The organism is Asticcacaulis sp. W401b (assembly GCF_046503825.1).
In the GTDB taxonomy this organism is placed as follows: domain Bacteria; phylum Pseudomonadota; class Alphaproteobacteria; order Caulobacterales; family Caulobacteraceae; genus Asticcacaulis.
This window is the reverse complement of sequence record NZ_JBKFEE010000003.1, coordinates 365,474-386,098: the sequence shown is the minus strand read 5'-3', so window position 1 is coordinate 386,098 and position 20,625 is coordinate 365,474. Positions and strand designations below refer to the sequence as shown.

The 20,625-nt window shown below is 62.5% G+C and carries 20 protein-coding genes and 1 riboswitch; of the genes, 6 read left to right on the top strand and 14 right to left on the bottom strand.

The features are described 5' to 3' along the window. Window positions 1–42: 42 nt before the first annotated feature. From rlmJ to ACK8OE_RS09390, 3 genes are read right to left on the bottom strand one after another with little or no spacing between them, the layout of a single operon-like run. Window positions 43–897, bottom strand: a complete 855-nt coding sequence (gene rlmJ, locus ACK8OE_RS09400; RefSeq protein WP_410272319.1) for a 23S rRNA (adenine(2030)-N(6))-methyltransferase RlmJ — start codon at window positions 895–897, stop codon at window positions 43–45. Continuing rightward, window positions 894–1,250 carry an MmcQ/YjbR family DNA-binding protein gene (locus tag ACK8OE_RS09395; RefSeq protein ID WP_410272318.1) on the bottom strand — a complete coding sequence of 119 codons (357 nt, stop codon included), beginning with the start codon at window positions 1,248–1,250 and terminating at the stop codon, window positions 894–896. The genes rlmJ and ACK8OE_RS09395 overlap by 4 nt, the downstream gene beginning before the upstream one ends. Before the next feature lie 49 nt (window positions 1,251–1,299). Next, the gene (locus tag ACK8OE_RS09390; RefSeq protein ID WP_410272317.1) at window positions 1,300–2,979 is read right to left on the bottom strand and encodes a homoserine dehydrogenase; all 1,680 of its coding nucleotides are present in this window, start codon (window positions 2,977–2,979) and stop codon (window positions 1,300–1,302) included. A gap of 162 nt (window positions 2,980–3,141) precedes the next feature. Here ACK8OE_RS09390 and ACK8OE_RS09385 point away from each other — a divergent pair, with 162 nt between their 5' ends. Continuing rightward, the gene (locus ACK8OE_RS09385) at window positions 3,142–4,038 is read left to right on the top strand and encodes a DMT family transporter (protein ID WP_410272316.1); all 897 of its coding nucleotides are present in this window, start codon (window positions 3,142–3,144) and stop codon (window positions 4,036–4,038) included. Here the strand turns inward: ACK8OE_RS09385 and ACK8OE_RS09380 are convergent. Together ACK8OE_RS09380 and ACK8OE_RS09375 are read right to left on the bottom strand one after the other, a co-directional pair. Beyond that, window positions 4,035–4,784, bottom strand: coding sequence for an SDR family NAD(P)-dependent oxidoreductase (locus ACK8OE_RS09380; protein ID WP_410272315.1), 750 nt, complete (start codon window positions 4,782–4,784; stop codon window positions 4,035–4,037). The genes ACK8OE_RS09385 and ACK8OE_RS09380 overlap by 4 nt on opposite strands. After that, the gene (locus ACK8OE_RS09375; protein ID WP_410272314.1) at window positions 4,781–5,311 is read right to left on the bottom strand and encodes a chalcone isomerase family protein; all 531 of its coding nucleotides are present in this window, start codon (window positions 5,309–5,311) and stop codon (window positions 4,781–4,783) included. Before ACK8OE_RS09375 ends, ACK8OE_RS09380 begins: the two co-directional genes overlap by 4 nt. 118 nt (window positions 5,312–5,429) lie before the next feature. After that, a riboswitch (SAM riboswitch) is annotated at window positions 5,430–5,535 on the top strand. 86 nt (window positions 5,536–5,621) lie between these two features. Here ACK8OE_RS09375 and ACK8OE_RS09370 point away from each other — a divergent pair. Then, complete coding sequence (locus tag ACK8OE_RS09370) at window positions 5,622–6,605, top strand: homoserine O-succinyltransferase (RefSeq protein ID WP_410272313.1); 984 nt, start codon at window positions 5,622–5,624, stop codon at window positions 6,603–6,605. Between the two features lie 36 nt (window positions 6,606–6,641). Continuing rightward, the gene (gene metB / locus ACK8OE_RS09365; RefSeq protein ID WP_410272312.1) at window positions 6,642–7,805 is read left to right on the top strand and encodes a cystathionine gamma-synthase; all 1,164 of its coding nucleotides are present in this window, start codon (window positions 6,642–6,644) and stop codon (window positions 7,803–7,805) included. Between the two features lie 3 nt (window positions 7,806–7,808). Here the strand turns inward: metB and sigJ are convergent, their stop codons facing one another. The 3 genes from sigJ to ACK8OE_RS09350 all read right to left on the bottom strand — a co-directional run bounded on the left by sigJ (window position 7,809) and on the right by ACK8OE_RS09350 (window position 9,895). Beyond that, window positions 7,809–8,687, bottom strand: a complete 879-nt coding sequence (gene sigJ / locus ACK8OE_RS09360; protein ID WP_410272311.1) for an RNA polymerase sigma factor SigJ — start codon at window positions 8,685–8,687, stop codon at window positions 7,809–7,811. Window positions 8,688–8,697: 10 nt separating this feature from the next. Next, the gene (locus ACK8OE_RS09355; RefSeq protein WP_410272310.1) at window positions 8,698–9,150 is read right to left on the bottom strand and encodes a carboxymuconolactone decarboxylase family protein; all 453 of its coding nucleotides are present in this window, start codon (window positions 9,148–9,150) and stop codon (window positions 8,698–8,700) included. Between the two features lie 85 nt (window positions 9,151–9,235). Continuing rightward, window positions 9,236–9,895: a GNAT family N-acetyltransferase gene (locus ACK8OE_RS09350; RefSeq protein WP_410272309.1), complete on the bottom strand. Its 660-nt coding sequence runs from the start codon at window positions 9,893–9,895 to the stop codon at window positions 9,236–9,238. Between the two features lie 70 nt (window positions 9,896–9,965). Here ACK8OE_RS09350 and mgrA point away from each other — a divergent pair, with 70 nt between their 5' ends. Then, window positions 9,966–11,030 (top strand): L-glyceraldehyde 3-phosphate reductase, encoded by a 1,065-nt coding sequence (gene mgrA, locus ACK8OE_RS09345; RefSeq protein WP_410272308.1) that lies wholly within the window; start codon window positions 9,966–9,968, stop codon window positions 11,028–11,030. A gap of 58 nt (window positions 11,031–11,088) precedes the next feature. Here mgrA and ACK8OE_RS09340 read toward each other — a convergent pair whose 3' ends face one another. Beyond that, a complete protein-coding gene (locus ACK8OE_RS09340) occupies window positions 11,089–11,547 on the bottom strand; it encodes an organic hydroperoxide resistance protein (protein ID WP_290797748.1) in 459 nt (152 codons plus the stop codon). A 158-nt stretch (window positions 11,548–11,705) separates the two neighbouring features. Between ACK8OE_RS09340 and ACK8OE_RS09335 the strand changes: the two genes are divergently transcribed. Further along, the gene (locus tag ACK8OE_RS09335; protein WP_410272307.1) at window positions 11,706–12,158 is read left to right on the top strand and encodes a MarR family winged helix-turn-helix transcriptional regulator; all 453 of its coding nucleotides are present in this window, start codon (window positions 11,706–11,708) and stop codon (window positions 12,156–12,158) included. A 142-nt stretch (window positions 12,159–12,300) separates the two neighbouring features. On the opposite strand, the gene ACK8OE_RS09330 is transcribed toward ACK8OE_RS09335, so the two are convergent. Then, complete coding sequence (locus tag ACK8OE_RS09330; RefSeq protein ID WP_410272306.1) at window positions 12,301–13,182, bottom strand: SPFH domain-containing protein; 882 nt, start codon at window positions 13,180–13,182, stop codon at window positions 12,301–12,303. Between the two features lie 456 nt (window positions 13,183–13,638). Between ACK8OE_RS09330 and ACK8OE_RS09325 the strand changes: the two genes are divergently transcribed. Next, the gene (locus ACK8OE_RS09325) at window positions 13,639–14,277 is read left to right on the top strand and encodes a DsbA family protein (RefSeq protein WP_290797757.1); all 639 of its coding nucleotides are present in this window, start codon (window positions 13,639–13,641) and stop codon (window positions 14,275–14,277) included. A 2-nt stretch (window positions 14,278–14,279) separates the two neighbouring features. Here the strand turns inward: ACK8OE_RS09325 and ACK8OE_RS09320 are convergent, their stop codons facing one another. The 4 genes from ACK8OE_RS09320 to fliM all read right to left on the bottom strand — a co-directional run bounded on the left by ACK8OE_RS09320 (window position 14,280) and on the right by fliM (window position 20,585). Continuing rightward, window positions 14,280–17,309, bottom strand: coding sequence for a tetratricopeptide repeat protein (locus ACK8OE_RS09320; protein ID WP_410272305.1), 3,030 nt, complete (start codon window positions 17,307–17,309; stop codon window positions 14,280–14,282). Window positions 17,310–17,550: 241 nt separating this feature from the next. Beyond that, the gene (locus ACK8OE_RS09315) at window positions 17,551–18,393 is read right to left on the bottom strand and encodes a MotE family protein (protein ID WP_410272304.1); all 843 of its coding nucleotides are present in this window, start codon (window positions 18,391–18,393) and stop codon (window positions 17,551–17,553) included. A gap of 98 nt (window positions 18,394–18,491) precedes the next feature. Further along, window positions 18,492–19,412 (bottom strand): DUF6468 domain-containing protein, encoded by a 921-nt coding sequence (locus ACK8OE_RS09310; RefSeq protein ID WP_410272303.1) that lies wholly within the window; start codon window positions 19,410–19,412, stop codon window positions 18,492–18,494. A gap of 9 nt (window positions 19,413–19,421) precedes the next feature. Further along, entirely contained in the window at window positions 19,422–20,585 is a 1,164-nt protein-coding gene (fliM, locus tag ACK8OE_RS09305; RefSeq protein ID WP_013478935.1) for a flagellar motor switch protein FliM, read from the bottom strand. Window positions 20,586–20,625 lie beyond the last annotated feature (40 nt).

Here is a 20,625-nt window from a genome sequence, read left to right as displayed (position 1 = left end):
GCGACCCATCGCCCTAAGCGGGCAAATTCGCGTGATCAGTGATTAATCCAACGTCCACACCGAAGCCTTGCCGCCCGGTTCGGCAAAGACCTGAGCCAGATCCTCGGCAATGTCGCGCATGGCCTCGACCACCGACGCCGGCGCATTGACCGTCACCAGCGCGCAGCCATTCATCTTCAACGGATGGGTCAGCGGCCGCAAACGCAATTCGGCCACGGCAATGTCCGGCCCGCCCTCCCCCGTCTGGTCCTCCAGAAGCTCGCATTCCATATGGCGCAGGAAGCGATCGAAGGTTTCAAGGTCTTTCAGCGGCAACCACACCAGGGCCTTGGCGTTGGACTGTTTTTTCAGCACGTCGCGCAGGCACAGATTGATGCGCTCATAATCCTCGAACTGCTCAAATGGCGGGTCAATTAGCAAAAGCAGGTCCTTGTCCGGCTCGGCCACTTCAACCGCCGCCTCATAGCCATCCGTATGGCGCGCCTTACCGCGCGGCGTCACCGTCTCCCGCAAGCGCTCGTAATCGTCCTTGCGCAGCTCGCAGCCCATATAGTGACCTTCCGCCGTCAGATGGTCGAGCACCAGAAGCGGCGAGCCGGGATAGAGGCCGATGCGCGTTTTGAACCCGGCCGCGCGGTTCTTGGCCCACACATAGTCCGACAGGGGGATGAGACTTGGCGGCACGTCACGCCCCAGCAGGTAGCCGATTCCGGCCTCGGCCTCTTTGGAGCGCGAGAAGGTCGGATCGGACAGGTCGTACTGACCCGCCCCGGCGTGGCTGTCCACCACCTGAAGCGGTTGCCCCGTCTCACGCAGGGCGCGCAGAAAATTCAACAGGACCGCGTGCTTGAACAGGTCGGCGAAGTTCCCGGCGTGGAAGCCGTGGCGATAGTTCAAAGCCCTAATTCCTTCTGTTTCTTTCTCGACAGGCCGTCGGCGACCAGACGATGCGAGTCGGTGATGAGACCACGCAACTCCTCGTCGGACATCTGATCACCGGTATAATATTGTATCCAGCTCATACCGCGCGACGCCAGATAGGGGGCCGGGCGGCAATCAGGATGATCGCGCAAAATTTCAAACTTCATGGGAGAGACCTTGACGCTGAACGACACATGCCCGTCGGGTTGTGTGCCCGCAATGACGAAGACCTTGCCCCCCACCTTCCACACATCGTGTTCGCCCCACTGCACCACATGGATGGCAGCGGTGAGCGACTGGCAGAAGCTATTGAGGTCTTCGAGGGTCATGAAGTTACATATAACACCTCCCTCGATTTCAAGGGAGGCGCTTAAAACATCACCCCTTCAAACCGCGGGCGATCTCCAGCGTGTCGGCCAGCAGCGATTCCGACGTCGGCCAGGCCCCGGCCCCCTTGCCCGTCACGTACCAGAACTCACCGTTTTCCAGCTCGATAATGGCGCGGTTCTGCTCGCCCTTGGCACCCACCAGATAGTGATCGGCAGGAAGTTCCTCCAGCTTCATCGACACCTCAAGGCCCTTAGGCGTCATGATGGCGCGCGCCACGTAGCGCAGGCCCTTGCCCTTGGGGATGACCAGCGACTCCGCCGTGATGGCCCCGACCTCAACGTGCACGGGCGTCACGCCGGGGAAGGCGATTTCGCGCAGCAGGCGCAGCTTGGCCCCCACATCCGTCCCATCGAGATCGGCCGTGGAGTCCGGCTCGGCAAAGCCCAGACGGCGCGCCTCATCCATGGCCGCATCGAAGGTCTTACCCGCCTCGACCTGATCAATCACGAAGTTGGAGGTGCCGTTGACCACCCCGGCAATGCTCTTGATCTTGTGCGACTTTACGGCACGCAGCAGGGCTTCGATAACCGGGGCCCCACCTCCGACCGAAGCGGAATAGGTGAGTGCCGCACCTGACGCCCTGGCCGCGTCCTTCAGCTTGCCCTGAACGGCGGCCACCGCCTGCTTGTTGGCAGACGTTACGCCGACGCCCAGTTTGAGAAACTGCTCCAGAAGTTCCGCCGAGGGCGACACGCCGGTGCCGATATCGACAAACACATCGACATCCGCGCGGGCAAAGTTACGCGCATCCGAGGTAAACTTGCCCGCCAACGGATGGTCGCGGCGCTTCGACGGATCACGCACCAGCACGCGATCGACCTCGATCAGGTCCGACCATTCGAGGCAGCGTTGCAGGAACATCGAGCCGACACCCCCCGCCCCCATCACCGCCACGCGGATCTTGCGCGCAAAACCCGGCGTCTTGCGTTCCGCCGTTTTGGCGCCCAGCACGGTCTCATAGCCGCGCGCCATGCCCGCGACCTCGACCTCCAGCCCGTGCTCGTGGGCGTATTTCATGGCCTTGGCCTGCACGACGGGGAAGGCGATCTTTTCGGCCTCTTCCCACGACAGGGCGGCGTAGGGCTTCGCCGTATCGGGATAGGTATTGGGGTCGATATCATAGACCGCATCGACGTCCTTGTTGAGACGCACGCGCGCCTCGACACCGGCGTCACGCAGCGCCTTGCCGATAAAGACGGCGGTCAGGTCCGAGCCCCCCCGCCCCAGCAGCACGGGCTCACCGGCCGCGTTTTCAGCCACATAGCCCGGCACCACCACAAGATCACAGGCCTTGAGGTCGTTGATCAGCACCTCGGTCTTCAGGCTGACCGGCTGAGCATTGAAATGATCCCCTTCGGCGGTCAGGCCGATTTCGGCCACCGAACGAAAGCGCGTCACGATCCCCGACCGCTCGCAGGCCATGGCGAACAGGGTCGAGGCCTTCATTTCTCCGGTCGCCAGCAGGTGCGGCGTCGCCGAAGAGGCCGAGGCCTGCGTATAGCCAACAGCCAGACGCATCAGCTGGTCTGTCTCACCCTTGAAGGCCGAAATAACGGCAATCACCTTGTGCGCGTCGCGCACATAGCGATAGACCTCGGACACGGCGCGGTGCAGGGCCGCTTCGGAGGTCAGAACCGAACCACCGAATTTCACAACAAGGGTAGACATGTTTTCAGATCCTTATTCCTATCGCCCTTACGGCAGGCGGGTAAGCATGGCGTTATAAGTCTTTTCAACGAATTCAAAGAAAAAAGATAAGCCGCGCCCCGTTTTTCGTGTTAAGCGCGCGACGACGGAGAGAAGTCGTTGCAACAGTATCTAAAATCATCCGTGAGCCTGAAGGCCTATGCCTGCCTGCTGATCGCCTCGATCCTGTGGGCGGGCAATATGGTGTCGGGCAAGCTGGCCGTGGGGCACATCAGCCCGGCCCTGCTGTCGGCCGCACGCTGGATATTGGCGGCTCTGGTGATCTTTGCCCTCTCCGTTAAGCCATTGCGCCGCGACTGGCCCGTCATCCGTCAGCACCTGCCTCTGCTTCTGGCCTATGGCTTCTTCGGTTTCGCGTCTTTCAATATCCTGCTCTACACCGCGCTGGAGCACACCAGCGCCATCAATGTGGTGATCGAAGACGCCGGTATTCCTCTGGTGATTATGGGGCTGAACTACGCGCTTTATCGCATCACAGCGTCCTGGGCGCAGGTGGCGGGCTTTGGCGTTACAGCCATCGGCGTCATGCTGACGGCCACGCATGGCGATCTGCGCAATATTGTGCGGCTGAACCTCAATCTCGGCGACGCCCTGATGCTGCTGGCCGTCATCAATTACGGGGCCTATACGATCGCCCTGCGATATAAGCCGGCGATCCACTGGCAAAGCCTGATGGCCATTCCGACCCTTGGGGCCACTATGGCCGCCTTGCCCTATCTGCTGTGGATGTCGCGCGACACCGGCATCGTCTGGCCCGATACCACCGGCTGGCTGATCGTGCTCTATACGGGATTGCTGCCGTCACTGGTGGCACAGGTGTGCTATGTATGGGGTGTTGAACTGATCGGGGCAAACCGGGCCGGCCTGTTCATCAACACCATCCCGCTGTTCGGAGTGATCCTGTCGGTGCTGATCCTGCGCGAGCCTTTGCACGGGTTTCACCTCTGGGCACTGGCTCTGGTCATTGCCGGTATCGTGCTGGCCGAATGGGGCCGCCCGAAAGCTGCGCAACCTACCTAACGCATCCCTTTGACAGCATTGAAATAAAGTCCGTCGGGCAGCAAGGCCAGAAGTTTGACCATCCGCGTAAAGCCCTTGGGGAAGTGGATTTCGAAGCGTTTGCTATCCAGTTCGCGGGCAATGGCGCGAGCGGCCTTTTCCGGCGTAATCATCATCGGCATTTCAAAGCCGTTCTTGTCCGTCAGGCGCGTTTTGACAAAGCCCGGATTGATCACCTTGATATCCAGCCGGTCGCCGTGTTCGGCGCGCAAAGACGTGGCCAGAGAAATTACACCCGCCTTGGTGGCCGCATAGGGCTGACCATTGGGCAGGCCGCGATAACCCGCCACCGACGCGCAAAGGGCGATCTGACCTTTTTCCGCCATGACCGGGAGGGCGGCCTCCACGACGTAAAAGGCCCCTTTCAGGTTGGTGTCAACGATGCGGCCCATGTCACCGAGGTCGATCTGCCCCAGCTTCATCGGCGTGTAGGCTCCGGCAAAAAACAGCACACGGTCGAGCGGCCCCACCGTGTCCTTCAACCAGATAGCTGAGCGGGCCACTGCCGGGCCGTCCGATACATCCAGCGGCAGGACGCGATGCCCCCGGCCCTTCAGACGTTTGCAGATTGCCTCCAGCGCCTCGGCATTGCGCGCCGACAGGATGATTTCCTCACCCCGCGCCGCCAGCCGTTCGGCCAAAGCTTCGCCTATGCCGCTGGAAGCACCGATGATCCAGGTGCGTTTGGGTGTCTTGCGCGGACTCATGCATCCCCCAGTAGTCGGGCGCGCAGCGCTTTCGACGAGCTCCGGCTGCCCAGCCAGATATCGAAGAACAGGCGCGTAAATTGCGTATCACGGATGGTGCCGATGGAACGGCCATTGTGAATGAACTGGGCGTGCCCGTCGGCGGTGCGTACACCCGTAATGTAGGCCCCCGAACGAATATCCGGGAATATGGCGCTCATCTGCTGTCGCCACTCTTCCAGCCTGGCCTTGTCCGAAAAACCCTGCTTGCGGATTTCGGCCACCGAATGATCGACAATGTGCTTCGCGGTGATGTTTCGGAGATAATCGAGCCGCAGGGCGAACGGCTTTTGCGGATCATAACGGCCGTTGGGCGCATAGAGGCTGGCGTCAAAGATTGACAGGCCCAGCACGCTGTAGCGGCCCTTACCGACCAGCTTGCCGTCAGGCACGCCTGCCGGAACCTCGGCATACACGCCAAAGGCAGTGATCGAGAGGGGCAGAGCCCCAAGAGAGGCCAGAACAGCGCGACGTTTGATTTGGGTCATAAGGTCATTACGCACGAAGGTCGCTACCGGATGACCTGTTTATGCGCGTCTTATGCGATACGCCTCATCTCTATCCCCCTCTTGACGACAAAGCCGGCTTCGGCGCATAAGCGCACATAACTCATCGAGACCAGCCGAGGGACAGGCCCGACGACGCTGGGGCAACCGCCGAACCTTCGGAATGGTGCCAACTCCTGCGGAAGTGCGCTTCCGACAGATGAGAGAAGCGACAGCGGCGGTGTGGCCGTGTCTTCTCCCGACTGGTCCGTTGAGCCCCTGTTTTGCACCGGACCACCGAGCTTTTACCGCTATGAGCTTTATCAAACCGCACACCCAGCCCGATCTGACCGGAACCGACATCCGAGTCGATATTCCGGACGACTTCCGTTTGCAAAGCGGGCAAAGGCTGGAGCAGACCGACGTCGTGGCGCGCCTCTACGGCCCGGCCGATGGCCGTGTGGTGGTGGCCGCGGGGGGCATTTCCGCCGGACGCATCCTGTTCGCCAAGGAAGATTCGACCGACACCGCCCCCGGTTGGTGGGAGGGCGTAGCGGGCCCCGGTGAAGCGCTCGATCTCAACGTTTTTCGTGTCCTGTCCATCGAGTTTGCGCCGCGCCTGCCCGCCTCTCAGGTCTATACCATCACCACACACGATCAGGCGCGGCTGGTGAAGCTGATCCTCGATCACCTTGAGGTGGCTCATGTGTTTGCCTTTATCGGGGCATCTTATGGGGCGATGATCGGGCTGGCCTTTGCTGAGCTTTATCCCGACTATATCGACCGCGTCTGCTGCATTTCGGCAGCACACAGGGCGCACCCCATGGCCACGGCCATGCGTGGCTTGCAACGCCGTCTGCTGAAGTTCGGGCTCGACACGGGCCGCGAACAGGAAGGCATTTCACTGGCGCGGCAACTGGCCATGACCACTTATCGCTCGGAAGCCGAGTTTTCCGAGCGCTTTGATGGCCCGGCCCCCGATTGGGCGGGTGAAAACTATACGGTGTGCGGCTATCTTCGGGCGCGCGGCGACGCCTATACGTCGAACGCCAATCGCTGGATATCCATGTCGGATTCGCTCGATCGTCACCGCGTCGATCCGGCAAAGATCAAGGCCAGGGTGTTTCTGGCCGCCGTGCCGACGGACCGGCTGGTTCCCTATTCCGACATGCAGACCCTGCATGAGACGCTGACGGACAGCGTCTTTATCGACTTTCCCTCACTTTATGGGCACGATGCTTTTTTGAAAGAAATCAGTCTGGTGTCCGATATAGTTCGCACATCACTTAAGGATTAGCCGACGTCCCCAAAACGAGCGCCGGCAGGAACGAAAATGTCAAAAGATTATCTCAAAGACGCCAAACTCGGCACCAAGGTCATCAATATCGGTATCGACAGCGACCGCGCGCATGGGGCGGTCATGCCGCCGATCTACCTGTCGTCCAACTATTCCTTCGCCGGTTTCGGGCAAAAGCGCGGCTATGACTATGCCCGCTCCGGCAATCCGACGCGCGACATCATCGCCGACGTGATTGCCGAACTGGAAGGCGGGGCGGGTGCCGTGATGACCGCCTCCGGCCTCGCGGCGCTGGACCTTCTGTGGCAGGACCTGCCCAATAAGCGCGTGATCGTGCCGCACGACTGCTACGGTGGTACGCAGCGCCTGCTTAATGCCCGCCATCGTCAAGGATTGATTGAGGTCGTCTATGTCGATCAGGGCGACGATGCGGCTATGGAGTCCGCCCTTTCACAACCCGCGGGTCTACTGCTGCTGGAAACGCCGTCCAACCCGCTGATGCGCCTCATCGACCTCGAAAAACTGATCGCTCTGGGCCACGCCGCCGGGGCAAAGGTCGCCGTGGATAACACCTTCCTGTCACCCGCCCTGCAAAACCCCATCGCCTTCGGGGCCGATTTCGTAATCCATTCGACGACCAAATATATCAACGGCCATTCGGACGTCATCGGCGGCGCGCTGGTCTGCACGACGGCAGAAGACGTCACCACCTATCGCTGGTGGGCCAACTGCCTCGGTTCGACGCCGGGCGCGTTTGACTCCTACATGACCCTGCGCGGCGTTCGCACGCTTTTCGTGCGCGTCAAGCAGCAGCAGGAGTCGGCGCAGGCCATTGCCGAATTCCTCGACGCCCACCCCGCCGTATCGCGCGTCTTCTATCCCGGCCTGCCCTCACACCCGCAGCACGCACTGGCCAGGCGTCAGCAAAAGGGCTTCGGCGCCATGATGAGCTTCGAACTGGCCGGCGGGCTTGAGGCCGTCAAGCGCGTGTTTGACGTGATCGAACTGTTCAGTCTGGCCGAAAGTCTGGGCGGCGTCGAAAGCCTGATCGTGCATCCGGGGTCGATGACCCACGCGGCCATGTCGCCGGAAGCGCAGGCCACGGCGGGGATTACCGAGGGGCTGCTGCGCCTGTCGATCGGTCTCGAAGACCCGACGGACCTGATCGCCGCCCTCGACCGCGCCTTGCGGGTGGCCTGACCCTCAGCCATACGGGTCCTGAAACCGTTTCAGCTTGTCCGGGTTACGCACAAAATAGATGGCCTTAGCCCGTCCGTCAGAGGTTTCGACAGTGAGCAGGTCGCACGTGCCATCCGTGTGGTGACTGAGCACCGACAGGGCCCCATTCGCCCGCACAAATTCGACCCGCACGACCGTATGTTGCCGGAATTTCTGGTAGATACCGACCATGAATTTCAACACGCGGTCGCGGCCTTCCAGCACATTGAGGGCCGCCGACACCTTGCCGCCGCCATCGGAATGGAGCGTCACGTCGCGTGTCAGGAGGGCTTCCAGAGCGCGAACATCGCCCGACAGCGACGCCTCCAGAAACGCCTGAAGAAAGGCCCGTTCATCGTCGGGCGTGACCTGAAAACGCACCGGAGGGGCTTCGTCGCGCCGCACCGCCTTGCGCCCCCGTGCCGCCAGTTGCCGGCAGGCGGCTTCGGAGCGCTCCAACGTGGCGGCTATGTCGGCAAACCCCACCCCGAACACGTCGTGCAGCATGAAGGCCGCCCGCTCCAGCGGACTCAACCGCTCCAGCGCATAGAGCAGACCTATCGACACGTCGTCCGCCAGTCCCTCTTCTGTCCTTGCCCCCGTAAAATCGCTGATGTCGTGCAAAGGCTCCGGCAGCCACGGCCCGACATAGGTCATGCGCTGACGATGCGCCGATTTCAGGACATCAAGGCTCATCCGCGTCACGACCCGCGTCAGGAAGGCCCGTGGATGCGCGACGGCTTCGGCATCGCGGGTACGGATATAGGCCTCCTGCACCACGTCCTCGGCCTCGGCGACAGTGCCCAACATGCGGTAGGCGACGCCGATCAGATAGCGGCGATGACTCTCGAAATCGGCGATCATCCTGCGCCTCCTATCTGGCCCGGTCTTGCGGATGGACCTGCCGCAGCGGCACAGCGATGCGGTTCCAGCCATTGATCTGCGCGATCAGAAAGGTCAGGTCAACCGCGTCCTTTTCATTGAACTCAGACCGCATGGCTTCATAATCGGCGTCTGGCGCTTCGGTAGCCGAAATCAAGGTCACGCTCTCGGCCCAGGCCAGGGCGGCGCGCTCACGGGGGGTAAACAGGTCCGACTCGCGCCATGCATCGAGCAGCAGCAGCCGCTTTTCCGTATCTCCATCCTTCAGCGCCTCTTCGCGGTGCATGTGCAGACAGTAGGCGCAATGGTTGATTTGCGACACCCGCACCTTGATCAGGTGCATCAGCGAGGGCTCGATAGCAGTGGTTTTGAAATAGTCTTCGAGCGCCGCCTTGGCCTTATAGGCTTCGGGGGCGACGGCATAGCCATTGATACGTTGCGACATAACACGTCTCCTTTTCACAGGCCGCGTGCGTGCGACCTCGAAAGCAAGACGAGCCAGCCGAAGCGGTTGTGACAGAGCGCGAAAATTATTTGGCCTTCAGGCGAAAAATCTGACGGCCCGTGCCATCGAAATTGGCCGGGTCGAGCCAGGCCTCGTAGGCAGAGCGAATGCGCGGCCATTCCGAGTCAATGATTGAAAACCATGCCGTATCGCGGTTTTCGCCCTTCGTCACCATGTCGTTGCGGAAGGTGCCTTCATAGGTAAAACCAAACCGTTCCGCCGCGCGCATAGACGCCCGGTTGGCCGCATTGCACTTCCATTCAAAGCGCCGATAGCCCAGTTCGTCGAACACATAGCGCGCCATCAGAAACACAGCTTCGGTGGCCAGAGCCGTGCGTTGTAAGGCGCGCCCAAACAGCACCGCACCGATTTCGGCGCTGCCCTGCGCCTCACGAATACGCATGAAGGAGGCCATACCCATGACCACCCCGCGCGGATTGAGGATGACCTGCGTTTCCCAGCCTTCCTGAGCGCGTTTGGCTTCGTACTCGCGTTGAAAAACGGCCTCACCCACATAGGGACCGAGCGGCATATAACGCCACAGGTCGCCATTGGCCTCACCCCCGGCCACGGCATAAAGCCCCGACAGGTGGCGCGCCCATTCGAGCGGTTCCAGATGGCCATAGCGGCCCACAAAGGTCTTCGCCGCCGGTCGCGGACGCGGCGTCCAGTTTTCAAGACTCATGGCTTATCCCCACTTCCCAACCGCCCTAAACCATCCTAACCCTAGCGGCAATGAAAACCGGGAGCGCCCCATGACCTATTCCGCCGCCGACACGCGCTATGACGCCATGCCCTATCGCCGCTGTGGCACGTCGGGTTTGAAACTGCCCGCCATATCGCTGGGGCTGTGGCATAATTTCGGCGATATCGACCGCCTCGATACGCAACGTGCCCTGCTGCGTGCCGCCTTTGACCGGGGCGTCACTCACTTCGATCTGGCCAATAATTACGGCCCGCCGCCAGGCTCAGCCGAAGTGAACTTCGGGCGCATTTTCGCCGAAGATTTCAAGCCTTATCGTGATGAGCTGATCATATCGTCCAAGGCCGGCTGGCAGATGTGGGACGGCCCCTACGGCTCCATGACCGGTACGCGCAAGCACCTGATCGCGTCCTGCGACCAGAGCCTGAAGCGTATGGGGCTCGACTATGTTGATATCTTCTATTCGCACCGCCCGGACCCGCATACGCCGCTGGAAGAAACCATGGGCGCGCTGGCGACGCTGGTCCAGCAGGGCAAGGCGCTCTATGTCGGCATTTCCAACTATGGGCCGGACCTGACGCAAAAGGCGGCCGATATTCTCAAATCTCTGGGGGTACCGCTGCTGATCAGCCAGCCGAACTACAGCCTGCTGGATCGCTGGATCGAACCGGCGCTGCTGGAGGCCAATGCGCGCAACGGCATCGGCACCATCGTCTTTTCCCCTCTGGCGCAGGGCTTTCTGAGCGACAAGTATCTGAACGGTCTGCCCGAAGAGTCACGCGCTGCCCGCCTCGACTGGGTGCGCGCCGGACTGACCGACGCCAAGCTGGCCCTGATCCGTCAGCTCAATGAACTGGCGAAGGCGCGCGGGCAATCTCTGGCGCGCATGGCTCTGGCCTGGACGTTGAAGGACGCGCGGGTCACCTCGACCCTGATTGGAGCGCGCACGGTCGGGCAACTGACCGACAGCCTCGGCGCGCTGGACAATCTCAGCTTCAGCGAGGCGGAACTGACGCAACTGGATCGGCTAACCCGCGACGCCCTGCCCGGCATCTTCACGGCCCCGCCGAAATCCACTGGTCAGGACCTGATCGACAACCCGCACTTCAAAGCCTGAAAAAAAAGCGCCGGAGACACCTCCGGCGCTTTTATTTTTAATCCGTTAGGCGCAAAACCTACTGCGCGACGATGACTTCGCCCGACGTCGCCTTGTGGATCAGGGTGACGTTGATATTGCCGCGCGTCGCGTTCGAATAGGGGCAGACCACGTGTGCGGCTTCGATCAGGTCGCGCGCCGCCTCGTCCGGGACGCCCGGCAGGTTGACCTTCAGCGTGACTTCAAGGCCGAACCCGTTGGGAATCTGCCCGATGCCGACCGCAGCGTCGATCGAGGCGTCGGCGGGAACGGCGACCTTCTTCTGACCGCCAACGAACTTCAGGGCACCGATAAAGCAGGCGGCGTAGCCAGAGGCAAACAGTTGCTCCGGATTGGTGCCTTCCCCGCCACCGCCGCCCAGTTCCTTCGGCGTCGAGAGCTTGACCGACAGGCGGCCATCAGGGGTGGAGGCGGTGCCTTCGCGGCCGCCGGTGGCCGTAGCGTGAGCGGTGTAGAGCGCGGTGATCGAGGTGGTCATATCAGGTTTCCTTTGCGGTTGAAGTCGATGAAGAACAGCCAGCGGCGTGTCTGAAACCTAGATAGATTGCGCACAATCTTTTGTCATTTGCATAGCGTGCAATTTAATTGATTTTAAGCGATTTTTGTGTTATCCCTTTGCCAAGTCAGGAGAAAATCATGTCCTCGCCCCTCATCCCCGCGGAAATGCGCCTCGAAAACCAGATATGTTTTGCTGTCCACAGCGCGGCGCACGCTTTTGCGCAGGCCTATAAGCCCCTGCTGGAACCCTTGGGCCTGACCTATCCGCAGTATCTGGTCATGCTGCTGCTGTGGGAGAAGGACGACCGGTCGGTGAGCGAACTGGGCACGCCGCTGTTTCTTGACTCCGGCACGCTGACGCCGCTGCTCAAACGCCTTCAGACGCAAGGGCTGATCGACCGCACCCGCGACCCCAGGGACGAGCGCGTCACCCGCATCACCCTGACGGATAAGGGCAAGGCGCTGGCTAAACAAGGGCAATCCATTCCGCAGGCCATGCTGTGCGCCATGGGCAATATGGACCTGCCGCACCTGATCGCCCTGCGTGATCAGATCAAGGCCTTGGGCCAGACCCTGCGCACGGCGGCTTGAGCGGAATGATTCCGTTAGCAATCATTCCGCTCTGAGCACAGTTAGAGCATTCGTCGGCTAAGTTGAGCCGCCGAATGGCTCTAATTATTTCTAACGCCTCATGTTTTTCAGAAAAGTGGTGTCCACTTTTCGGCATGAGGCTCTAGTCCGCCTTTTTCAGGTCGATGAACGGCGTGGCCGAACCCGTCACCTGAGGCAGTTTGCCGTCCCACTTTTCGATGGCGCGCAGTTGCACCACGCCGGGGCTGGCGGCGATCGACTGAGCGATCAGGCGGTTGGCCTCGGCCTGACCGCGGGCCTCTTCGATCTTCGCGTCGGCCTGCGCCTTGGCCACGGCGACCTGCGCCTGAGCCGCAGCCGCGTCGGCGTCGGCCTTGGTCTTGGCCTGGATCGAGTCGAGGATCACCTGCGGGTAGCGGATGGTGCCGATCCAGTCGAGCTGACTGATATTGACCCCCTGCGGCTCCCACTTGCGATTGACGCGGGCCAGCGCCTTCTGGATCACCTGCTGACGGCCACCGCGATACAGGAACTCGACGCTGACCAGCTCGGTTTCCGCCGCGATGGCCGAGCGCACATCGTTGCGGATCGGGCCTTCGAACATCTGATCGAAGGTCAGGCGGTAGCGCTTGTAAAGCTCAGGCGCCTTGCCCGCGTCGATGCGCATGACCAGTTGCACGTCCGCCGTCATGGGCAGGGCGTTGTTGTCCGAGAAGTTGATCTCCTCGTTTTCCGGGCCGCGCTCATCCTTTTCGCGCGTGTAAGTATAGGTGCGCTGGATGGCCGGGAATTCGACGATACGCTCGCCGATCAGGTTGAGGTGCCAGCCCGACGGCAGGGCGGTCTTGTCCACGCCGGCATTGGGGCCCAGCGTGCGGATCTTCACGCCGACATTGCCGGGCTGGATCGTCTGCCCGCACGAGGCCAGACCAAACAGCGCCAGAAGCGCCACGGCGCCCAGCGGCGCATAGACCTTCCAGCGGCCAGAGAGCTTGGGAGCGGTATTGAGACTATTGAGAGTCATGGGTGTCTTCGGCCCGCCGTCATCCGGCGCGGTCCGTCCTTTCCAAAAGTGAGAGGGGGTTCAGAGACAAAAGGATACGCGCCCTGAAAAACGGGTGGCATCGTCTGGGTTTCGGGGGCTTGATCGCAAGTAAAGCAAATATGGGCTGGGCCGAGATTTCGACTAGCAGACAGCGGCTTAAGATTAGTCAAATCGAGCCGTTCCATCTTCATTCAGGGGCCGCGCATCTGTTCAGGGCGGCTATGCTTTTTCGTTTGGCGATCGTAAACCTTTGCGTTCGTTAAACTCCGTTACACCGGAGAATGCAGATATATTACATGGCCACAGCTTCGCCACAAAGCGAATCCGGACAATGATAACGCGGATGTGATCAGGGAAGGCGCGGGTCACACTTTCGCCGCCATTCTCATTCTGGATACAGGGCAAAACGCACCTGTCGCACCTTTGGGGACCCTCATGACCAAAACCGTTTCCACGCTGCGCCAGACGGTGGCGGCATTCCTGATGCTGGGTCTGGCCGCCTGCGGTCAGTCCGGGTCGAAGGGCACGATCAAGGTCGATGAACTGAGCGAAGGCAAGGCCGATGCGCCGGTAACGGTGGTCGAATACGCCTCTGTGGCCTGCCCCATCTGCGCGCAGGTCAATGAAAAGATGATGCCCGCCTTCAAAAGCAAATATGTCGAAACGGGCAAGGTGCGCTACGTCTATCGCCCCATGATGACCGGCAATGCGGCGGTCGCGGCCGCCGGGCACATGCTGGCCAACTGCGTATCGCGCGACAAGGCCCTGACGGTGATCGACTCGATCATGCGGGCTCAGCCGGAAATGGATCAGGGCGGCGCGCCGGAACAATACGCCAATGCCCGCCCGGTTCTGCTGCGCATCGCGCAATCGGCCGGCCTGAGCGAGGCCGATTTCAACCGCTGCGTCACCGATCCGGCAGGGCTGAACACGCTCAATGAGCTGAACCAGCAGGCGCTGAAAGACGGCGTCACCGGCACGCCGACCTTCCTGATCAATGGCAAGACAGTGCAACTCAGTCGCTATGAGAGCGACGAACTGTCGGCGCACATCGACCCGCTGCTGAAGAAGTAGGCTTAGGCGGTCTTCGGCGCGGGTGCCGCCGGGGCCGCAGGTGCCGGTTGCGCGGGCTGTGTGCGGAACTTTTGCTTCATGGCCGCGACCCAGGCGGTGAAGCTGTCGGTCTGGGCGGCTGCGGTGGCAAAGTCCGAGGCGCGCAGCGGCCCGTTATCCAGCCCGGCCAGCGCCACGCGCACCGCGTCGCCATTCTGGGCCGTATCGGCGTATTTGCCGAAGCGTTGCGACAGGCGATCCAGCGATTTCTGGTCACTGGCCAGACTATAGGCCACCCCTGCGCGGATCAGATTGGCCTCTTCGCCGATGGCCAGCGCCCCGTCTTTTTTCCAGCGGTCCCCCAGACGCCGCTCCAGCAGCGCCCCGGCCTTGGCCCAGTCCTTTTGCCGCCACAGTATATCGGCACGCACGTCCAGCGCTTCGGGCGACATATCGTTGCCCAGCACTTCCAGCGCGTGATCGGGACGGTTCAGTTCGTTCAGCGCCCGTGCCTCCAGCACCCGACGCTCGGTTAGGACGGGTTTGGGCAGCAGGGTGTTGCGCGTCTTCCACAGGGCCTGAAGCGCTTTTTCCGGCTGACGATTCATCAGGTGAATGGCCGCGAGGTCCGCCGCCATCTGAGAACGCGCAACGCCTTGAAGACGGTTATCTATCTGATATTGCAGCAGATCGGCGGCCTGAGACAGAAGATCGACCTCGACCAGACGCTTGACCATGCGGCGCACCATGGCGTCGCCATCGCCACCCACGGGCGTCAGGTCCCTGAAATCGAAATAGAGGCCCAGTGCCTCGATGGGTTGCAGCCCGTCGGCCATGCCGTCGAGGAACAGGCTGCGGAAGGCCGTGCTGAGTTTCTCATTGATTTCAACCGCATCCGGCCGGTTGAAGAAGGAAGCCCCGGCCCCGCGCAATACCTCAAGCGCCTGACGATAGCGTCCTTGCGTCAGGTAGATATCGGCCATGGTGCGGATGGTTTCCAGTTCCGTCTCATCGCCGCGCCAGCGGAAGCGCAGCGAACTGAGCAGTTGCAGCGTTTCCTCCGGCTTGCCCTCGCCCAGTTCCAGCTTAAGCCGCGCCGCGCGCAACTGCGCCGGGGTATTGATACGGTCCGAGGTCGATTTGGCGATGGCGGCATAGACGCGGTAGGCGCGCGCCTTGTCGCCCTGTGCCTCAATGATTTCCGCCTGCACCAGTTGCGCCTCAAGCCGGTCGAGCGGCGGCACGTCCTGGCCGGCGGCATAGACGATCAGCTCCCACGCCGCCTTGGTGTCTTTCAGCGCCAGCGCGGCGCGGGCATTGGCCGTGGCGAAGCGCGTGCGCCATTCCGGCGGAAAGCCCTCCATGGCCGACACGCCCTCGGCAAAGGCCTTGCGCGCGTCTTCGTAATGGCGGCCGCGTTCGGCGATATAGCCGCGCCACAGATTGGCCGCCGGATCGTTTTGCAAGGCCGTCGAATCGAGATCGACCTGCGCGTCGGACAGGCGGCCCGCCATCACCTTGGCCACCACCTTGAGGCCGCGCACCTGCGGATCGCCAAGGCTGCGCGGATTGTTCTTGGTCAGGAGGTCAAGCACGCCCTGCGCTTCGAAATTCATCCCCTGCCCGATCAGGAAACGCGCCAGATCAAGGCGCGCCGCATAGGGCCCTTCGGCCCCGGCCCCCTGCTCCTCGGCGGCGGCCTCCTGAAGGCGGTTATAGGTCTTGAGGAAGCCCTCTTCCGGCATCTGGCTCCACGACGGGTCCGGCAGGGTCGGGAACAAAGCCGGCTTGAAACCCGCGCGATCGGGCTTTTGCACCCCTTCGCCGTTGGACGACAGCAACAGGCCGCCGGGGCGCGTCACCGCCACGCGGTCGCCTTCGACCGTGACCATGATGTCGGGCGTCATGCGCTCAACCATCACGCCCTGCGCCGTGGCGGCAATCGAGGCCTGAAGCGTCGAACGGTCGTCGCGCACGGCCTTGGCCGGACCGGGGGCCGGAATGACCGCCATGCGGTCACCCACCATCGGATCGCGAATCCAAGCCACGCGCTTGGCCCCGGCCAGATTGAGCGTCAGGGTGGGTGAGCCCGTCGTGTCGTCGCGCTTGACCGCCACTTCGCTGGCTTCGCCGTTCAGGGCCCGACCGCCGACGCGCACGCGCCAGGTTGCGCCCTCCGTATCGACCGACAGGCCCGTTGCCGACGGCGCGACCAGCCGCAGGGCGGCAAAGCCGTCATTCTTGACCCAGTTGGCCTCGGTGACGAGACTGCCGTCTTTAAGACCCGCCGGAAGGCGGAAATCGACCTCACGGTCAAAGACCATCCACACGGCCTCGCCGCGACGGAAGACGGCGGCCCCGGTGACTTCCGGGAAGGGAAAATCGAGCTGCACGCCGTCCTGCACGCGCACCTGCTTGAGCGCGACAACGGGAGCGGCGGCCTTAGCCTTGGTTTCAGCCACCGGGGTGGGCGGCAGTTCACCCGCCTTGCGGTCTTCGGCGGCGACGGTTTTCAGGACCTCCGCCGCTTCGCCGTGATCGTCCTTGCTGTCGATCTGCACAAAGACCGCGCCGTCCGAGCGCCCGAATCGCGCCTTTGCCCCCTCATCGAGGGTCAGGACGATCTCGCTGGCGCGCGCATCGCGGCGCAGGTCCACGGCCTTGACGCCAGTGGGCGGATTGACGCGGAGGTCACCGATGTCGGGCGCTTTGGCCCCCGGCAGGCGGATGACCACCTGCCCCTTGTCGCTACGCACCGAGGCGCGCGACCCGACGGAGCCATAGAGTTCGACGCGGCTGACGCCGCCGTTGCGCCCGACACGCAGGTCGATTTCGCTTTTGGAGGCCAGTGCGGCGGCCACCTGATCGGCCAGCGGCGCCGACACGGCCAGACCGGCGGCCCCGAACCCGGTCAGGGCGACAGCCGCGGCGGCAAAACGGATGTTGCGCACAGTAAAGCCCGCAGACGCGGCCTCGCGCGCCGGGTAACGCATCTGCGTTTCCGCGTTCAGCGCGGCTTTTAGCCGTGACAGGTCGTGAGGTGGGCGCGTCATGACGCTCGAATCCTTGCCCTGATTGGGCTTAAGGCAGGGTTAACGCCGAGGTAACGAAGGTTGATTTTTGGAGTCATATCAGCCTTCTAAGGCCACGCTTTGCAGTGCGAGCCCCCCTCCGGCACGCCTTCGGCGCGCCACCTCCCCCGGCACGCCGGAGGAGTAGGAAAATGAGGGTGCAGGGGCCGTGCCCCTGCCCGCCGGAGGCAAATAAAGCCCGCCGGAGGCAAGAGGATGTCTTTTACTTCTTCGCAGGGGCGGGCGTCGCCGGGGCGGCACCGGCGGCATTGACCTTATCCAGACGATTTTGCAGGTCATCCGCCTTCTTCATGCGTTGGGCCAGCTTTTCAGTCAGGTCGCGCGCCTTGTCGGGCTGCATCTGAGCCAGCATGGCCGCCAGATTACGCTCCTTCATCTTGGACGCGATGGGCAGACGCACATCGTCCTTGAGTGTTTCCATGACCTTGGCGGCGTCCTTGGGCTTCATAGATTCATAGACCTTGACCATGCGCGCCACGTCGTCGTCGCCGGTCTTGTTGGCCTGATCGAGCAGGGCCTGCACCTGGGTCTTGAGGTCGCCCAGTTGCTTGATTCGGCCATCGAGCTTGCTTTCGGCGGCGGCGATCAGTTGCTCCTGCGTCGCCATCTGCTTTTCGCGGGCGTCCAGTTCGGCGCGGCGCTGCGCCAGCGCCTGAATGACCTTCAGTTCCGAGGGCGACATGCCCGCCTGTTTGGCCAGATCATCGACCGAGGTGGCGCAGACCGGGGCGGCCTTGGCAGCGGCGGGCTGGGCCGCATCGAGCACCGACAGGGCCTTGTCATCGCCGGAGACCGAACCGGCGGCGGATTCGGCCGCATCGGTGGCCGTGTCATCCGCCGAGTTCGCCTTTTCAGGCTTGGGCTTGGCCTCACCCTTCTTGGCCTCCCCCTTCTTGGCCTCACCATCGGCTTTCGGGGCCTCGGCCCAGGCGGTGGCGCTTTTGAGAAAGGCGGGCATGGCCTCGATGGAACCGACCGCACGGAAGGCGATAACGCCGCCGACGGCAACGGCGATCAGCGGCAGGAGGCGGAGATGATTGGCCATAAATCACATACTCAGGCTTTTGCTTTAGCGCGCATTTGAATCCGAAAACCGCTTCACACTTTTGGCTTCGCCGAACTCCGTTTCGGAATGCGCTCGGGTCAACGCAGCCGCCGGAACAGGGGGCGCGCGGGTTTGGGGGCCGCCTCTGCGGCTTGGGGAGCGGGCCTGTCCGGCTCAGCCGCCTGACCCGCGTCAAACAGTTCGTCATCAAGCGCCGACGGCAGCCGCGAACGCGACAGCCGCAAAGAGTCGGGACGAACATTCGGAGCCACAGAACGGTCGGGCGGCGCGCTTCTGCGGCCTTCGGTACGCAGCGGCGGCATTTCCGCTGAGGGGCGGCGGGCCGGACGCTGGGGTTCACGGTCCTCAGGATCGGCGAACGCTCTCAACATTTCGTTAATCGCTTCCAGCCCGATGGCGCTGACGGCGGCCTGTTCATCGACCTCCGGACGCGGGACGGGCGGCGTTTCGGGGCGCTGACCGCGCGACAGGCGGTCATTCATGTCGCGCAGACGCCCCGAAAGCGGCAGGTTGAGGTCTTCATCGGCCTCATCCTCGTCCTCAAAGGCCGGACGTCCGCGCCCGGCATAGGTCTGACGCCCTTCGGCCCCACGCGCCCCGGCCCAACTGTCGCGCTGAGCGCTGCGCGCCACCGACAGAGGGGGCTCCGGCTCAGGTTCGACGATGCGCGTCACAGGGGTGACATTAACCTCTTCGAGGTCACGGCGGGCGCGTTCGGCGCGGTTAATCTGGCTTTCCAGCTTCGACAACAGGTCGCGCGCCGCCAGAATGCGGCCGTGCAGCAGTTCCTGCGACTCGTCGGCATTGGTGTGCAACTCGCGCAAGGAGGCGTGCGCCTTGATGGCCGCCTGATCCAGCTCAGCCACCGCCTTGATGAAGCTCTCCTGCCCGTTGCGCAGCGCCTTCAGGCGCGCATTGAGGCGCATGCCGTACCACAGGGCCACCAGCAGCAGGCCCATAAGGACCATATCCATGATCAGTCCGGCGGCGGCGGGCATGGGGGCGGACTACTTCTTCCTGATCTGCGTCAATCGGCGCTTGGTTGAGGCTGCCAGCGGGTGATCGACGCGGACAGCGATATTGTGGCCTTTGCGTCCCATCTTGCCATTGGTCAGCGGAATCGTGCCGCACCGCAGTTCAATGGGAGAATCAGCCGTTGCATTGAGCACGATGGTCTCACCGACCTTCAAGTTCAAGACCTCAGACAGCGGCATCTGCTGTTCGTCGAGTACGGCGCGCACTTCCATCTGAGTCGTCCACAGTTCCGTGGCCAGGTGGCTTTCCCAGATGTTATCGCGGCCGAACTTTTCGCCCATGAACTGCTGAAGCAGCATCTTGCGGATGGGTTCCAGCGTCGCATAGGGCAGCAGCAACTCAACGCGGCCGCCGCGGTCTTCCATGTCGATGCGCAGCTTGACCAGAATGGCGGCATTGGCCGGGCGCGCAATGGCGGCAAAGCGCGGATTGGTTTCCAGACGGTCCAGATTGAAATTGACCGGCGTCAGCGGCTCAAACGCCATCTTGGCGTCGTGCAGGATGACCTCGACCATGCGCTGTACCAGCACGCGCTCGATCGTGGTGTAGGGGCGGCCTTCGATGCGCAGCGCGGCCGTGCCGCGCCGCCCGCCCAGAAGCACGTCCACGATGGAATAGATCAGGTTGGAATCGACGGTCAAAAGCCCGTAATTGTCCAGTTCCTCGGCACGAAACACCGCCAGAATGGCCGGCAGCGGGATGGAGTTCAGATAGTCGCCGAAGCGGATGGACGAGATATTATCGAGCGACACTTCGACGTTGTCAGAGGTGAAGTTACGCAAAGAGGTCGTCATCAGGCGCACCAGCCGATCGAAGACGATTTCCAGCATCGGCAGGCGTTCATAGGACACCATGGCCGAATTGATGATCGCCCGGATGCCGGACCGCTCATTGTAATCGTCGTCGCTGAGGTCGAAGCCCAGCAGGCTGTCGATTTCGTCCTGATTGAGGATGCGCTCAGCCCCGGTCGGCGAGGCCATGCGTGCATCGCCTCCACCGCCGCCGACCATAGCTTCCCATTCGGCCGCCAGATCACCCGCACCCCCGTCGCCCCCGCCGCCGGTCGCCGCTTCGGCCTCGGCGGCCAGTTCGGCCTCCCATTGGGCCATTAAGGCTTCCTGATCGACTTCCGCCATTTACGCCTGCTTCCCGACTCTTACCCGAAACCTGCTGTTA

Excerpts from the sequence above, each read along its gene's own strand:
- ACK8OE_RS09395 (WP_410272318.1), bottom strand. The coding sequence starts at position 1,250 with ATGACCCTCGAAGACCTCAATAGCTTCTGCCAGTCGCTCACCGCTGCC.
- ACK8OE_RS09390 (WP_410272317.1), bottom strand. The coding sequence starts at position 2,979 with ATGTCTACCCTTGTTGTGAAATTCGGTGGTTCGGTTCTGACCTCCGAA.
- ACK8OE_RS09380 (WP_410272315.1), bottom strand. The coding sequence starts at position 4,784 with ATGAGTCCGCGCAAGACACCCAAACGCACCTGGATCATCGGTGCTTCC.
- ACK8OE_RS09375 (WP_410272314.1), bottom strand. The coding sequence starts at position 5,311 with ATGACCCAAATCAAACGTCGCGCTGTTCTGGCCTCTCTTGGGGCTCTG.
- ACK8OE_RS09370 (WP_410272313.1), top strand. The coding sequence starts at position 5,622 with ATGAGCTTTATCAAACCGCACACCCAGCCCGATCTGACCGGAACCGAC.
- metB (WP_410272312.1), top strand. The coding sequence starts at position 6,642 with ATGTCAAAAGATTATCTCAAAGACGCCAAACTCGGCACCAAGGTCATC.
- sigJ (WP_410272311.1), bottom strand. The coding sequence starts at position 8,687 with ATGATCGCCGATTTCGAGAGTCATCGCCGCTATCTGATCGGCGTCGCC.
- ACK8OE_RS09355 (WP_410272310.1), bottom strand. The coding sequence starts at position 9,150 with ATGTCGCAACGTATCAATGGCTATGCCGTCGCCCCCGAAGCCTATAAG.
- ACK8OE_RS09350 (WP_410272309.1), bottom strand. The coding sequence starts at position 9,895 with ATGAGTCTTGAAAACTGGACGCCGCGTCCGCGACCGGCGGCGAAGACC.
- mgrA (WP_410272308.1), top strand. The coding sequence starts at position 9,966 with ATGACCTATTCCGCCGCCGACACGCGCTATGACGCCATGCCCTATCGC.
- ACK8OE_RS09340 (WP_290797748.1), bottom strand. The coding sequence starts at position 11,547 with ATGACCACCTCGATCACCGCGCTCTACACCGCTCACGCTACGGCCACC.
- ACK8OE_RS09335 (WP_410272307.1), top strand. The coding sequence starts at position 11,706 with ATGTCCTCGCCCCTCATCCCCGCGGAAATGCGCCTCGAAAACCAGATA.
- ACK8OE_RS09330 (WP_410272306.1), bottom strand. The coding sequence starts at position 13,182 with ATGACTCTCAATAGTCTCAATACCGCTCCCAAGCTCTCTGGCCGCTGG.
- ACK8OE_RS09325 (WP_290797757.1), top strand. The coding sequence starts at position 13,639 with ATGACCAAAACCGTTTCCACGCTGCGCCAGACGGTGGCGGCATTCCTG.
- ACK8OE_RS09320 (WP_410272305.1), bottom strand. The coding sequence starts at position 17,309 with ATGACGCGCCCACCTCACGACCTGTCACGGCTAAAAGCCGCGCTGAAC.
- ACK8OE_RS09315 (WP_410272304.1), bottom strand. The coding sequence starts at position 18,393 with ATGGCCAATCATCTCCGCCTCCTGCCGCTGATCGCCGTTGCCGTCGGC.
- ACK8OE_RS09310 (WP_410272303.1), bottom strand. The coding sequence starts at position 19,412 with ATGCCCGCCGCCGCCGGACTGATCATGGATATGGTCCTTATGGGCCTG.
- fliM (WP_013478935.1), bottom strand. The coding sequence starts at position 20,585 with ATGGCGGAAGTCGATCAGGAAGCCTTAATGGCCCAATGGGAGGCCGAA.